The organism is Sinorhizobium sp. B11 (genome assembly GCA_039725955.1).
Lineage (GTDB): Bacteria > Pseudomonadota > Alphaproteobacteria > Rhizobiales > Rhizobiaceae > Rhizobium.
Genome location: CP091033.1, coordinates 2,023,019 through 2,036,388 on the forward strand (window position 1 = coordinate 2,023,019; position 13,370 = coordinate 2,036,388).

Below are 13,370 nucleotides of genomic sequence, written 5' to 3' on the forward strand. Positions count from 1 at the left end.
CACATACGAAGGTGAGGAAAAATGACTGCAATTGCCCTCTTTGGCGCCGGCGGAAAAATGGGATACCGGCTGGCCAAGAATCTCAAAGGTTCCCGTTTTGATGTGCGCCATGTCGAGGTCAGCGATGTCGGCAAGGCGCGCCTGAAGAACGATCTCGGCATCGACTGCACGCCCGCCGATGCAGCGCTCGACGGCGCAGAGGTCGTGATCCTGGCCGTGCCGGATACAGCGATCGGCAAGGTTGCCGCCGGTATCGTCGACAGGCTGAAGCCCGGCACGATGGTCGTGGCCCTCGATGCCGCCGCTCCGTTCGCCGGTCACCTGCCCAAGCGTGACGATCTCACCTATTTCGTCACCCACCCCTGCCATCCGCCGATCTTCAACGATGAGACGGATATGCAGGCGAAAAAGGATCATTTCGGCGGCCTCTTTGCCAAGCAGCACATCGTCTCGGCGCTGATGCAGGGGCCGGAAAGCGCCTATAGCCTCGGCGAAGAGATTGCCAAGGTAATATGGGCGCCGGTCATGCGCTCGCACCGCGTCACTGTCGATCAGATGGCGATGCTGGAACCCGGGCTTTCGGAAACCGTCTGCGCCTCGCTGCTCGTCATCATGCGCCAGGCGATGGACGAATGCATCGCACGCGGCGTTCCGGCGGAAGCCGCTCGCGACTTCCTGCTCGGCCACATGAACGTGCTCGGCGCCGTCATCTTCAAGGAAGTCGACGGTGTGTTCTCGGATGCCTGCAACAAGGCGATCGAGTTCGGCATCCCAGCCCTCATGCGCGACGACTGGAAGAAGGTCTTCGAACCTCAGGAGATCGCCGACAGCATCCGGCGCATCACCTGACACTGCTGCGGCAGGGCTTAGCCTTGCCGCCTTGCCGGCCCGGGGGGACTTTGAAGACGGGCCGGTTTTCATTTCGCATGGATTCAGCCGAACCGGGGTTGGTTCGGCCATGCGTCAAACCTGGGAGGAAAACCATGAACCTTACGCGTAGACTGACCCTTGCAGCCTTCGCCGGCGCCCTGTCGCTCGGCGTTGCCATGCCGGCATTTTCGGCTGACCTGATCGCCATCATCACGCCGGCCCACGACAATCCATTCTTCAAGGCGGAGGCCGTCGGCGCCGAAGCCAAGGCCAAGGAACTCGGCTATGAAGCCCTCGTCATGACCCATGACGACGATGCCAACAAGCAGTCGGAAATGATCGATACCGCGATCGGCCGCGGCGCCAAGGCGATCATCCTCGATAATGCCGGCGCAGACGCTTCGGTTGCTGCCGTCAAGAAGGCCAAGGATGCCGGCATCCCCTCCTTCCTGATCGACCGCGAAATCAATGCGACCGGCGTTGCCGTCGCCCAGATCGTGTCGAACAACTATCAGGGTGCCCAGCTCGGCGCGCAGGAATTCGTCAAGCTGATGGGCGAGAAGGGCAATTACGTCGAGCTCGTCGGCAAGGAGTCAGACACCAATGCCGGCATCCGCTCGCAGGGCTATCATGACGTCATCGACGACTATCCGGATCTGAAGTCGGTCGCCAAGCAGTCGGCCAACTGGAGCCAGACGGAAGCCTATGCCAAGATGGAAACCATCCTGCAGGCCAATCCCGACATCAAGGGCGTGATCTCCGGCAACGATACGATGGCCATGGGCGCAATCGCCGCCCTCCAGGCTGCCGGCCGCAAGGACGTGATCGTCGTCGGCTTCGACGGTTCCAACGATGTCCGCGACTCCATCAAGTCGGGCGGCATCAAGGCGACCGTGCTGCAACCGGCCTACGCACAGGCCCAGATGGCTGTCGAACAGGCCGACGCCTATATCAAGAACAAGACGGCACCGAAGGAAGAAAAGCAGCTCATGGACTGCGTTCTCATCAATGCCGACAACGCCGGCAAGCTCGAGACCTTTGCCATCGCAAAGTAAGGCGGACCGACTGTTGCAGGGAGCGTGGGCGACCACGCTCCCTGCAACTTATTTCCATTGATTTCGAGGTTGACAGCATGTTGAGGATCAGGGGCGTCCTGATTGCCGCGATCGTCGTGGCAGCTTTGCCCGGATGCAAGATCATCAAGACACCGACTGCGGAAGAAAAAGCCGCAGCGACGGCCAAGAGCGCATTCGATCCGAATGCCAAGGTCGAGGCCATTTGGCAGCCTGAGGTCGTCCCCTACTACGAAAAGCGTGCCGGCGGGCTCAAGGACGTCGTGGCACTCGCCGCTTCAAGCCCCGATCAGGCGGGCGAAAAATATGGCAATCCGCACAAACAGGCGAGCTCTCCCTGGACCTATGCCGTCAAGTTCAGCGGCAAGGTCATTGCCGCCGATACGGCGTCACGGGCGGCGACGCTTGATGTCGATGCCGATGGCGACGGCAAGGCCGACGCAAAAGTGCAGATCGGACCGGCCATTCGTGGCACGGCGCTGCGAGACACGCTGGATTTCGTCAATTTCAACGAGTTCAAGAACCAGATCGAATGGGCGCAGTTCGGCAAGTCCTTCAATGAGAAGGCCAACAGCGCCTTCCTATCGGCGGTTCCGCGCGACGGGCTGGTCGGCAAGATGGTGACCGTGACAGGCGCTTTCCCGTTGCCATCAGGCAGCGACCTCCCACTCGTGACCCCTTCGGCGCTGACGGTGGCACCATGACGGTGGCCGAGGCTCCCAAGGACGATATCATCCTGCGCCTCGACGATGTGTCGAAGGTCTATTCCGGCATCGTCGCAGTCAAGCGCGCCAATCTCGAACTGCGCCGCGGTGCCGTCAACGTGCTGGTCGGTGAAAACGGCGCCGGCAAATCGACACTGATGAAGATTATCGCCGGCGTCGAACGGCCGACGCTCGGGAATATCATCCTTGATGGGGAAACCGTTTCCTTCGCGAGCCCCGCGGATGCGCAGGCGCACGGCATCGGCATGATCTTCCAGGAGCTCAATCTCTTCGCCAACATGTCGGTTGCCGAAAATATCTTTGCAACGCGCGAACTGACCCGCGGCGTGCTTGGCATCGACCACAGGGAACAGGTCCGCAAAGCGAATGAATTCCTTACGCGACTCGATGCCGGGATCGATGCCGAGACCATGGTCGAGGACCTGCCGATCGGCCAGCAGCAGCTTGTCGAGATCGCCAAGGCAATGTCGCTGAATGCCCGCATCCTGATCATGGACGAGCCGACATCGGCGCTGTCGGCAGCGGAAGTCGATATCCTCTTCAAGGTGATCGGCGAACTGAAGGCGCAAGGGGTGGCGATCGTCTATATTTCGCATCGCCTGGAAGAGCTGATGCGGATCGGCGATTACATCACCGTGCTGCGCGACGGGCAGATTACCGGCCAGGCGATGGTGAGGGATATAGACACGCGCTGGATCGTACGCTCGATGATCGGTTCGGACGCCAAGGATTTCGCCAAATCCGTCGAACATGCAGTCGGCAAGGAAATGTTTCGGGCCGAGAACATCAGCCTGCCGCGCCCGACCGGCGGGCTTGCCGTCGACGATGTTTCATTGACGGTCAAAGCTGGCGAGATCCTCGGTATTTACGGCCTGATGGGCGCCGGGCGAAGCGAATTCTTCGAATGCGTCATCGGCCGCCATGCGCATTCGACCGGCAAGATCTTCATCGACGGCAAGGAAGTGCGCGCTCGGGACACCACGCGACGCATCCGCCGGGGTCTCGCGCTCATTCCCGAGGACCGGCAGCGTGAGGGCCTGGTGCAGGTTCTCTCCATCGCTTCCAACCTGACGCTAGCGAGCCTCGGCCGGTTCACCCGTCTCTTCCATATCAATGCCAAGGCGGAGAAGAACGCCATCGCGGAGGCGATCCGCGATCTCTCCATCAAAGCACCGAACCCGGACTTCGAGGTGACCTCCATGTCCGGCGGCAACCAGCAGAAAGTGGTCATCGGCAAGGCGCTGATGACCAATCCGAAGGTCCTTTTGATGGACGAACCGAGCCGCGGCATCGATGTCGGCGCCAAGGCGGATGTCTTCCGCACGATGCGTCGGCTTGCTGCCAACGGTCTCGCCATCCTGTTTTCAACCTCCGACCTCGAAGAGGTCATGGCGCTCTCCGATCGCATCGCAGTGCTCAGCAACGGCCATCTCATCGCCGTCTTCGACCGCGCGCAGGCAACAGAAGAAGCCATTATCGCGGCCTCCGCCAAGGGGCACGAACATCAAGGGAAACTCGCGTCATGACGGCGGCTACCGCATCCAATTCCGCGCCGAAGGGCGCGAACGGCTCCTTCCTGCTGACGCTGATGAAGCTTCGAACCTTCATCGCGCTCTTTGCCGTCATCATCTTCTTCTCGATCTTCGCGCCGAACTTCACCTCGACCGCAAACATGATCCTGATGTCGAAGCATGTGGCGCTGAATGCTTTCCTGGCGATGGGCATGACCTTCGTCATCATCACCGGTGGCATCGACCTCTCGGTCGGCTCGATCGTCGGCCTCTGCGGCATGGTCGCCGGCGGGCTGATCCTTTATGGCATCGAACTGCCGATCGGCTATACGGTCTATTTCAACCTCGCCGAGATTGTGCTGATCACGCTGGCGATCGGTCTCTTCATCGGCCTGATCAATGGCTTGCTGATTACCAAGCTCAACGTCGCGCCCTTCATCGCCACACTCGGCACGCTCTATGTCGCCCGCGGCCTGGCGCTGCTTTCCTCCGACGGCCAGACCTTCCCGAACCTCGTCGGCCGACCGGAATATGCGACGACCGGTTTCGATTTCTTCGGTGCCGGCCGCATTCTCGGCCTGCCGGTCTCGATCTGGATCCTGATCGTGCTGGCGCTTCTTGCGGCCTACGTGGCGCGCTCGACGCCGATCGGGCGACATATCTTTGCTGTCGGCGGAAATGAGCGCGCCGCGCGCATGTCGGGTATCCGCGTCGATCTGGTGAAAATCTTCGTCTATATGTTCTCCGGTCTTTGCGCAGCGATCGTCGGCATCGTCATCTCCTCGGAGCTGATGGCCGCACATCCAGCCACAGGCGAGAGCTTCGAACTCAACGCGATTGCCGCGGCCGTTCTTGGCGGCACCTCGATGTCGGGCGGACGCGGCACGATCGGCGGCACGATCATCGGTGCCTTCGTGATCGGCATTCTCTCCGACGGTCTGGTCATGATGGGGGTTTCCTCCTTCTGGCAGATGGTCATCAAGGGTCTGGTGATCATCATCGCCGTCGTCGTCGATCAGGCGCAGCGTCGGCTGCAGCAGCGCGTGACCCTCATGCAGATGGCAAAGGCAGGTTGAAATGGCTGACTTGAAAGGTGCTTTGATCGGTTGCGGCTTCTTTGCGATCAACCAGATGCACGCGTGGAAGGATGTCGACGGCGCCTCGATCGTGGCGATCTGCGACCGCGATCCCGAGCGCCTGAAAATTGTCGGCGAACAGTTCGGCATCAACAGGCGCTACACGGATGCCGCGGCCATGTTTGCCGATGGCGGCTTCGATTTCGTCGACATCGCCACCACGGTCCAAAGCCACCGGGCACTGGTGGAGATGGCGGCGAGCCACAAGATCCCCGCCATCTGCCAGAAGCCCTTCGCCAAGACGCTTGTCGACGCCAAGGCGATGGTCGAGGCTTGCCGAAGTGCCGGCATCCCGCTGATGGTGCATGAGAATTTCCGCTGGCAAACGCCGATCCAGGCCGTCCGCCGGCTGCTCGACCACAAGGCGATCGGCACGCCCTTCTGGGGCCGTTTCTCCTTCCGCTCAGGGTATGACGTCTTTTCCGGACAGCCTTACCTCGCCGAAGGCGAACGTTTCATCATCGAGGATCTCGGCATCCACACGCTCGATATCGCCCGCTTCATCCTTGGCGACGTGAAGACGCTGACGGCGCGCGCAAAACGCGTCAATCCCAGGATCAAGGGCGAGGATGTGGCAACGATCCTGCTCGACCACGAAAGTGGGGCGACCTCTATCGTCGACGTCAGCTACGCGACGAAGCTTGCCGCCGAGCCTTTCCCGGAAACGCTGATCGAGCTCGACGGCACCGATGGCACGATCCGCCTTTCGTCCGGCTATCGGCTCGAGGTCACGAATGCTGCCGGCACGGTCGTTTCCGATGCGTCGCCGCAGCTTCTCTCCTGGGCATCGCGACCCTGGCACAATATTCAGGAAAGCGTCTACGCCATCCAGAAACACTGGGTCGACCGGCTGAAGAACGGCGGCGAGCCGGCAACCTCGGGTGCCGACAATCTCAAGACATTCGCCCTTGTCGAAGCGGCCTATGACAGTGCCGCATCGGGAAAGACGATCGACGTGGGGGCCATGCTGAAATGATGACGGACGCCTTTGCCCTCTACGGCACGCATGAGGCCGAAGAGCATCCGGTCCGCCTGGCTGCCGGGCGCCTCTCGGTCGATCTTGCCAAGGGCAATCTGCGGACGATCCGCTATGACGGCGTAGAAGTATTGCGTGCCGTCTCCTATCTAGTGCGTGACCGCGACTGGGGGACCTATAGTCCGACAATCGACAATCTCTGGGTCGAGCAGGGCAAGGATAGCTTTTCCGTCCGTTATGTCGCCCATTGCAAGGGACCGGAAGACACAAGGCTTGCCATTTCGGTGCATATTGCAGCCACCGAGCGGGAGCTGATCTTCGAGGCGGGAGCCCTTTCGCCAACCGGTTTCGAGACCAATCGCTGCGGCTTCTGCATCCTGCACCCGATCGTCGGCATTGCCGGGAGCCCGGCCAAGGTCGAGCATGTCGACGGCAACGTGAACGAGACGCGCTTTCCTGATCAGATCGAACCCTGGCAACCTTTCAAGGATATGCGGGCGATTACGCATCAGGTGTTGCCGGGTATTTCGGCCGAATGTCGGATGGAAGGCGATACGTTCGAGATGGAGGATCAGCGCAACTGGTCCGACGCTTCCTACAAGACCTATGTGCGCCCGCTGGCGCTGCCCTGGCCGTATCAGATCGCCGCACATGAACCGGTGCGGCAGAGGATCGTCCTTTCCATCCGCGATACCAGAAGCGGGCAAGTGGCGGCCCTCGGCTCGACCGCTGATGACATCCGGCTCGAACCGGGTGAGAGCAGCGGCACCATGCCGGCGATCGGCCTGCTCGTCACGCCCGATGAAGCGAAAGCGACGCTTGAAGCCCGCAATCTGCTTTCCGAGATCGCTCCGCAAGAACTGCTGTTCCACTTCGACCCGAGTGCCGGCCACGGGATGCCGGCTCTAATGGATTTCGCTGCCGTCGCCGCTATCAACGGCGGCAGATCGACGCTGGAAATCGCCTTGCCCTGCAAGCAGGCGCCAGCCATCGAGGCGGCAGAGATCGCACGGCAGATGCAGGATGCAGGCTTCCACGCGGACGCCATCCTGATCTCGCCTGCCGTTGATCGGCAGTCGACGCCTCCGGGCAGCAAATGGCCCGAATGCCCGCCACTCGAGGAGGTTTATGCTGCGGCCCACGAAGCCTTTGCCGGCAATCGCATCGGCGGCGGCATGCTGAGCTACTTCACCGAACTCAACCGCAAACGGGTGCCGGCAGACCGCCTCGATTTCGTCAGCCACTGCACAAATCCCATCGTCCATGCCGCCGATGATCTGAGTGTCATGCAGACGCTGGAGGCGCTGCCCTTCATTATCGGCTCGGTGCGCGCCATCTATGGCGACAAACCCTACCGGATCGGCCCCTCGACCATTCCCATGCGGCAGAACCCCTATGGCAGCCGCACAATGGACAATCCCTCCGGCAGACGCATTCCGATGGCAAACCGCGATCCGCGTCATAATGGTCGCTTCGCGGAGGCGTTTGCGCTCGGTTATGCCATCCGGATACTTGATGCCAATATCGAATGCCTGACGCTCGCGGCACTCACGGGTCCTTTCGGCCTCATTGCCGGCAAGGCAGAGCCAACGGACGAAGGCGGCAATCGGCCGCTCTTCAAAGTCGTCAAGCTACTGTCGAGCCTTGCCGGCTCGCCATGGAGCAGCTGCATTTCTTCGCGCCCCTCGGAACTCCTGGCTTTCGTTTCCCGGCAATCGTCAGCTGCGACGCTGCACATCGTCAACCTGACCGCGGAAGAGCAAAGCATCGATATCAGTGCTTTCGGGCCAGCCTCGCAAGGCACGAGCATGGCACTGGCGCCTTTTGGTACGGCGTCGATCAGACTTGCCGTTTAGGATTTTCAGGCCCATCGCGCAGACCTTTGGGCATCAGTATGGGTGCCGTGGATATTCCATGCGACTGGAAAAGCGAGACGACGATGAAGGGCGTTGCGAGGTGGCTCCTCGCCCCAGGTTCTGGCATATCCCGAAGCGCGCAGGCGTACTTCTGTCGGAAACAGCTCAGGGTGGGCAACCGATCGAGGCGCCCACCTGCATTGACGATTGTCGACATTATCTACTCGTGAGATCAATTGTGATCGCGAGGCGGAGAATTCCTCCGCTGCCGCCTCGCGCTGTCCGTCAGTTCAGACGGGTTTGCGTTGCGGTGGCGCTGTACCAGTCGAAAGGCTTGTCTGCGGTTGCCACCATGACGCTCTTGACGCTGAAATGATCGTTGAAGCTTTCCAGTCCGAACTCACGACCAATGCCGCTTTCACCGACACCTCCCCAGGGAGAGGCCGGATCCAGGCGGTGGTGGTCGTTGACCCAGACAATTCCGGCCTTGACGCCGGCGGCGACGCGGTGCGCGCGGGCAACATCGCGGGTGCGGATTGCAGCTCCGAGACCGAAGGGCGAATCATTGGCGAGGCGCAGCGCCTCCGCTTCATCCTTGAAGGGCGTAACGCTGGTGAATGGTCCGAATACCTCTTCCTGAAAGATGCGCATATCCGCCTTGACGTCGGCAAACACGGTCGGCTGGACGAAATAGCCGCCTTCAAATCCCGGTACGTTTGCGACGTCGCCGCCCGCGACCGCACGGGCTCCGGCCTCCCGGCCGAGCTGGGAGTACGTCAGGACACGCTCGCGTTGCCTGGCCGAAATAACCGGGCCAAGCTGGGTCTCGGGATCGAACGGGTTTCCAATCCGGAGGGAACGCGCCTTGGCGGCAAGTTTTTCGACGAAGGCTTCGTAGATCGATTCCTGGACGAGATGCCGGCTGCCGCACACGCATGTCTGGCCCGCCCCGATGAAGGCGCTAAAGGCGGCAAAGTTCACGGCCTGATCGACGTCGAAGTCGTCAAAGACCATGACGGGGGTCTTGCCGCCGAGCTCCAGCGTCTGATGCGCGAACACTTTCGCTGCGGCGCTGCCTGCAATCCGGCCGGCTTCCGTGCCGCCGGTCAGCACGAGTTTGTTGATGTCGGGGTGCTCTGCCAGGAATCGGCCAGCTTCGGGGCCGTAGCCAAGGACGACATTGAACACGCCTTTCGGCAGTCCGGCTTCAACGAAGATCTCCGCAAGTTTCAAGGTGGTCAGCGGGGTATATTCCGACGGCTTGACGACGGTCGTGCATCCAGATGCCAAAACCGCGGCAAGGGACTTGCACATGATCATCAGCGGATGGTTGAACGGCGTGCAGTTGGCGACGACGCCGATCGGCGTGCGCAGCGTGTAGTTGAGATAGGACCCTTCGACCGGAATGACATCGTCGCGGCGGGCAATTGCAAGGCCAGCAAAGTAGCGGAAGAAATCCGGAAGCCGGGAGAGTTGCGCCCGCGTCTCATTGAGCGGCCTGCCGTTGTTCAGCGTCTCCAGGCGGTACAGAGTCTCAAGGTTAGCCTCAAAAGCATCCGCCAGTCTGTTGACGAGACGGGCCCGCGCGCGAATATCCATTCCACCCCATTCGCGGCCTTCGAAAGCCGCACGCGCACTCTTCATCGCGCAATCGATATCGCTAGGCGTCGAGTTCGGAATGCGCGCGATCACCATTCCGGTCGCCGGGTTGCGGACATCGATGAACGCGCCATTACCAGCGTCGATTTCCTTGCCATCTACGAAATTACCGTGGGTCTCCACGGCAGGATCACGGGTCGTTTGGTTCATGACTTTTCTCCAATCAAGACCTGACAGCGCTCCGCCCGAGGGCGGATAGGACACGCTTCTGGCCATCAATCACGTGGGCACGGATGAGTTTACGCGCCACGCGGGCATCGCGCCGCTGCACGGCATCGATGATATCGCCGTGTTCATCGACGAGCTTTTGCGGGTCTCGTCCCTTGATGGCGCTGACGGAAAGACGAACGAGGCGGTCGGCCTGATCAAGAACATCCCGGATGGCGGCCTCCATCCGGCTATTGCCGGAGGCGGCCGCGAGCGCATCATGAAAGGCCCTGTTGTAGTCGATAAATTCCTCTTCGGGTCCGATGGATCGAAAACGATCGAGGGCCGACAGTGTCTGATCGTCGGCGCTCTCGATCGCAGCGGCGACACATGCGGGCTCCAGCGCAAGGCGAAACTGGAAGAGATCCCGGACGTCTTTCATCGAAATCGGATTGACCTGATAGCCTTGGCGCGGCTGCACGGTCACCAGGCGATCCTGCTGCAACCGCAGTAACGCTTCGCGGATTGGCTGTCGGCTGACCTCATAACGGGCAGCGAGATCCTGTTCGCGGATTTCCTCGCCCGGCATCAAGCGGCAGGTCAAGATTTCGGTGCGAAGCGCGTCGTAGATATTTTCTCTGAGCAGCAAGTTCGTATCTCGCTTCTAGCATTTCCGTATTCCGTGATATTTCACAATATGAGTCATACGCCTGAAAAATAACGACTTGCAATACACAAAAATGGGATTTATGAAATATCAAACCCTGCGCAGTTGGGGATTTGTGATGGACAAGAAAATGAACCTTTACGTGGCCGGTCGTGGACAGCCGCTGATCCTGCTTCATTCGTTGCTGTCCGACCGTGAAAGTTTCGACAGGATAATGCCCGCGCTCACTGCGCACTATCGAGTGATCGTCCCCGATCTTCCAGGTTTTGGCGGATCGCCCGCGAGCGTGGAAGGTTTTGACGAAACCGCCGATCGTATCGCAAACCTGATCGAAGCATTTGCGGCGAATGAGGAAGCTGCCCTGCTCGGAAATGGTTTCGGCGCGTTTGTGGCGCTCCAGACTGCGATCAGGCATCCTACGCGAGTATCCCATCTCGTTCTGATAGGCTGTGGGACAAGATTTTCGGACGAGGGCAGGGAGGCGTTTCGAAAAATGGCGACGGTCGCGTCTGCGGCCGGGCTTGCTGCGGTTGCCGAAACCGCGATGAACAGATTGTTTGCCGCCGAATTTCAAGAGAGCCATCCCGATCTAATGCAGGATCGTCGACGGGCGTTTCTCCGCACGAATGTGGGTGTTTTTTGCGAGGCCTGCGACACACTCGCTTCGCTTGATCTGTCGGCCGGCGTTTCGGCGGTGCGCTGCCCGACACTGGTCATTGTCGGAGATGAAGATCAGGCAACGCCATCAGAGATGGCCTATGATCTGGTCGGACGGCTTCGCGATGCCAGATTATCCATACTCAAGGGCTGTGCGCATGTACCGCCACTGCAAGCGCCCGACGAGGTTATCGCCCTGCTTGATCAATTTCTCGCAGCCCCTGTTTCTGCCCACCCACAGACGATCTCATTCGAACGGTAGGAGGGCTTTCTTCGTGTCGCTGCCCAGGCGCTACAAAGTTCGACCACGATCGCATCTAGAAAGAGACGTTTTCCGCTGAGCGGAAAATGACGCGACTATCTTTTGCAGTCGAGGTCTAAGGATTTGAGCATTGCCTCGTCAAGTTCCGGTCTGCCTGGCGCATCATCGGCCTGATCGTTCACGCGGGTCATACTTCAGAAGCATTTGCCTGGCTTGCAGCAGCGGCAGCAGCGCATGGCTCAACGCCAGATCGCTTTCGATCGTGTCGCGGACAGCCGTTTCGAACGCGCTACCGTGCACGCACGAATCCGGACACCGAAGCTAGAAGGCGCCACGTTTTCCAACCCGAAATAACCATTCCAACAAACGGATCCTCCCGCCGCTGCCGCCTTCACCCGCAGGGCCTCAATGAAACGGGCATCGATCACAAGACGCCTATTCTCATGGTGAGCTCATCATACCAGTTGACATGTCAATGAGCATCCGGCAAGAAGGGCCCCAGCTTACAAGAGGAGGACGTAATGCTGACGCTTTCTGCAAAATTGAAGTCTTCATGCATGGCTGCCATCGCTGTTGCGGCCGTTGCAGTCACCCCCGTCAAGGCTGAAGACATCACGCTCTGGACGCTGAACTTCGACAACAATGCCGCCAACGTGGCCCTGAAGAAGGTTGCCAGTGACTTCGAAGCGGCAAACCCTGGAACCCATATCGAGATCGTCCAGCGCGCTGTCGACGAGCACAAGACGGCGCTGCGCGTTGCCGCCGGCTCCAACCGCGGCCCGGACATCTATTTCAGCTGGGCAGGCCTTGGCCTCGGCGGCGAATATGTGAAGGCCGGCCTGTCGCTGCCGCTCGACAAGTACTACACCGAATACAAGTGGAACGACGAGCTGCTTCCCTCGGCAGCGGCCTTTGCCGACCTTTATCCGGGCGGCAAGCACGGCACGCCTTTTACCTTCAAAGGTGAGGCCGTCTATTATAACAAGAAACTCTTCCAGCAAGCCGGCATCACCGAGGAGCCGAAGACCTATGAAGAGCTTCTGGCTGCAGCCGACAAGCTGAAGGCAGCCGGCATCCCGGCCTTCACCTTCGGCGGGACGGTCAACTGGCACGTCATGCGGCTGATGGATGTGATCCTCGAAACCAAGTGCGGCGCTGAAAAGCACGACCAGCTGAAGCTGATGAAGCTCGACTGGTCGAAGGAGCCCTGCGCCACCGACAGTTTCGCCGAATTCGCCAAGTGGACGAAGGACTATACGCTGCAGCCCTTCATGGGCATCGACAACAAACAGTCCTATAGCCTCTTCACGGCAGGCCGCGCAGCGATGATGCTGGAAGGCGACTGGCTGGTCGGCCAGCTCTCGGGCAGCGGCGCCAATCTCGACGATTACGGGATCTTCCCCTTCCCGACCAATACCAACCGCCTCTACGGTTTCGCCGAGTACAACTACATCAGCACCAAGACCAAGAACCCGGATATGGCTGCGAAATTCGTCGACTATTTCCTGTCGACGAAGGTGCAGCAGGATCTCGTCGGGCAGATCAGCTCGATCTCGGTCAACAAGAACGTCCAGTACACCAACCAGAAGCCTCTGGAAGCCGAGTGGCTGGATATCTTCAAGACCTACGACAAGATCTACATGAACGGCGACCAGGCCTTCCCGCTTGATGTGACGACGGAATATTTCCGCGTCATCAACGATGTCGCCTCCGGCAGCATCGAACCGGCCGACGCCGCCAAGCAGATGCAGGCCTTCATCGCCGGCAGAACCTGACCCCTCCCGAGACGCCGGCTGGCCGACACCTTGTCGGTCGGCTGGCGCCGCATCCG

General features: G+C 60.2%; 11 protein-coding genes. 9 read left to right on the plus strand and 2 right to left on the minus strand.

Annotated elements, in window-relative coordinates:
- The first annotated feature begins 21 nt into the window (after nt 1–21).
- The 7 genes from LVY75_09215 to LVY75_09245 all read left to right on the plus strand — a co-directional run bounded on the left by LVY75_09215 (nt 22) and on the right by LVY75_09245 (nt 8,147).
- A complete protein-coding gene (locus LVY75_09215; GenBank protein ID XAZ20289.1) occupies nt 22–849 on the plus strand; it encodes an NAD(P)-binding domain-containing protein in 828 nt (275 codons plus the stop codon).
- A 134-nt stretch (nt 850–983) separates the two neighbouring features.
- Entirely contained in the window at nt 984–1,925 is a 942-nt protein-coding gene (locus LVY75_09220) for a D-ribose ABC transporter substrate-binding protein (GenBank protein ID XAZ20290.1), read from the plus strand.
- Between the two features lie 77 nt (nt 1,926–2,002).
- Nucleotides 2,003–2,647: a DUF2291 domain-containing protein gene (locus tag LVY75_09225; GenBank protein XAZ20291.1), complete on the plus strand. Its 645-nt coding sequence runs from the start codon at nt 2,003–2,005 to the stop codon at nt 2,645–2,647.
- Nucleotides 2,644–4,194 (plus strand): sugar ABC transporter ATP-binding protein, encoded by a 1,551-nt coding sequence (locus LVY75_09230; GenBank protein ID XAZ20292.1) that lies wholly within the window; start codon nt 2,644–2,646, stop codon nt 4,192–4,194. The genes LVY75_09225 and LVY75_09230 overlap by 4 nt, the downstream gene beginning before the upstream one ends.
- Nucleotides 4,191–5,255, plus strand: a complete 1,065-nt coding sequence (locus LVY75_09235; protein XAZ20293.1) for an ABC transporter permease — start codon at nt 4,191–4,193, stop codon at nt 5,253–5,255. Before LVY75_09230 ends, LVY75_09235 begins: the two co-directional genes overlap by 4 nt.
- A 1-nt stretch (nt 5,256) precedes the next feature.
- Nucleotides 5,257–6,291, plus strand: a complete 1,035-nt coding sequence (locus LVY75_09240; GenBank protein ID XAZ20294.1) for a Gfo/Idh/MocA family oxidoreductase — start codon at nt 5,257–5,259, stop codon at nt 6,289–6,291.
- Nucleotides 6,288–8,147: a hypothetical protein gene (locus LVY75_09245; protein XAZ20295.1), complete on the plus strand. Its 1,860-nt coding sequence runs from the start codon at nt 6,288–6,290 to the stop codon at nt 8,145–8,147. Before LVY75_09240 ends, LVY75_09245 begins: the two co-directional genes overlap by 4 nt.
- Before the next feature lie 285 nt (nt 8,148–8,432).
- Here LVY75_09245 and LVY75_09250 read toward each other — a convergent pair whose 3' ends face one another.
- Together LVY75_09250 and LVY75_09255 are read right to left on the minus strand one after the other, a co-directional pair.
- Nucleotides 8,433–9,956 (minus strand): aldehyde dehydrogenase, encoded by a 1,524-nt coding sequence (locus LVY75_09250; GenBank protein XAZ20296.1) that lies wholly within the window; start codon nt 9,954–9,956, stop codon nt 8,433–8,435.
- Nucleotides 9,957–9,969: 13 nt separating this feature from the next.
- Nucleotides 9,970–10,602, minus strand: a complete 633-nt coding sequence (locus tag LVY75_09255) for a GntR family transcriptional regulator (protein XAZ20297.1) — start codon at nt 10,600–10,602, stop codon at nt 9,970–9,972.
- A gap of 100 nt (nt 10,603–10,702) precedes the next feature.
- Here LVY75_09255 and LVY75_09260 point away from each other — a divergent pair, with 100 nt between their 5' ends.
- The gene (locus LVY75_09260) at nt 10,703–11,539 is read left to right on the plus strand and encodes an alpha/beta hydrolase (GenBank protein XAZ20298.1); all 837 of its coding nucleotides are present in this window, start codon (nt 10,703–10,705) and stop codon (nt 11,537–11,539) included.
- A 521-nt stretch (nt 11,540–12,060) separates the two neighbouring features.
- Nucleotides 12,061–13,314, plus strand: coding sequence for an extracellular solute-binding protein (locus tag LVY75_09265; protein ID XAZ20299.1), 1,254 nt, complete (start codon nt 12,061–12,063; stop codon nt 13,312–13,314).
- The last annotated feature ends 56 nt before the right edge of the window (nt 13,315–13,370 follow it).

Coding starts and splice junctions, on each gene's coding strand:
- LVY75_09260 (XAZ20298.1), top strand. CDS start 10,703: ATGAAATATCAAACCCTGCGCAGTTGGGGATTTGTGATGGACAAGAAA.
- LVY75_09225 (XAZ20291.1), top strand. CDS start 2,003: ATGTTGAGGATCAGGGGCGTCCTGATTGCCGCGATCGTCGTGGCAGCT.
- LVY75_09230 (XAZ20292.1), top strand. CDS start 2,644: ATGACGGTGGCCGAGGCTCCCAAGGACGATATCATCCTGCGCCTCGAC.
- LVY75_09235 (XAZ20293.1), top strand. CDS start 4,191: ATGACGGCGGCTACCGCATCCAATTCCGCGCCGAAGGGCGCGAACGGC.
- LVY75_09265 (XAZ20299.1), top strand. CDS start 12,061: ATGCTGACGCTTTCTGCAAAATTGAAGTCTTCATGCATGGCTGCCATC.
- LVY75_09215 (XAZ20289.1), top strand. CDS start 22: ATGACTGCAATTGCCCTCTTTGGCGCCGGCGGAAAAATGGGATACCGG.
- LVY75_09220 (XAZ20290.1), top strand. CDS start 984: ATGAACCTTACGCGTAGACTGACCCTTGCAGCCTTCGCCGGCGCCCTG.
- LVY75_09240 (XAZ20294.1), top strand. CDS start 5,257: ATGGCTGACTTGAAAGGTGCTTTGATCGGTTGCGGCTTCTTTGCGATC.
- LVY75_09245 (XAZ20295.1), top strand. CDS start 6,288: ATGATGACGGACGCCTTTGCCCTCTACGGCACGCATGAGGCCGAAGAG.
- LVY75_09250 (XAZ20296.1), bottom strand. CDS start 9,956: ATGAACCAAACGACCCGTGATCCTGCCGTGGAGACCCACGGTAATTTC.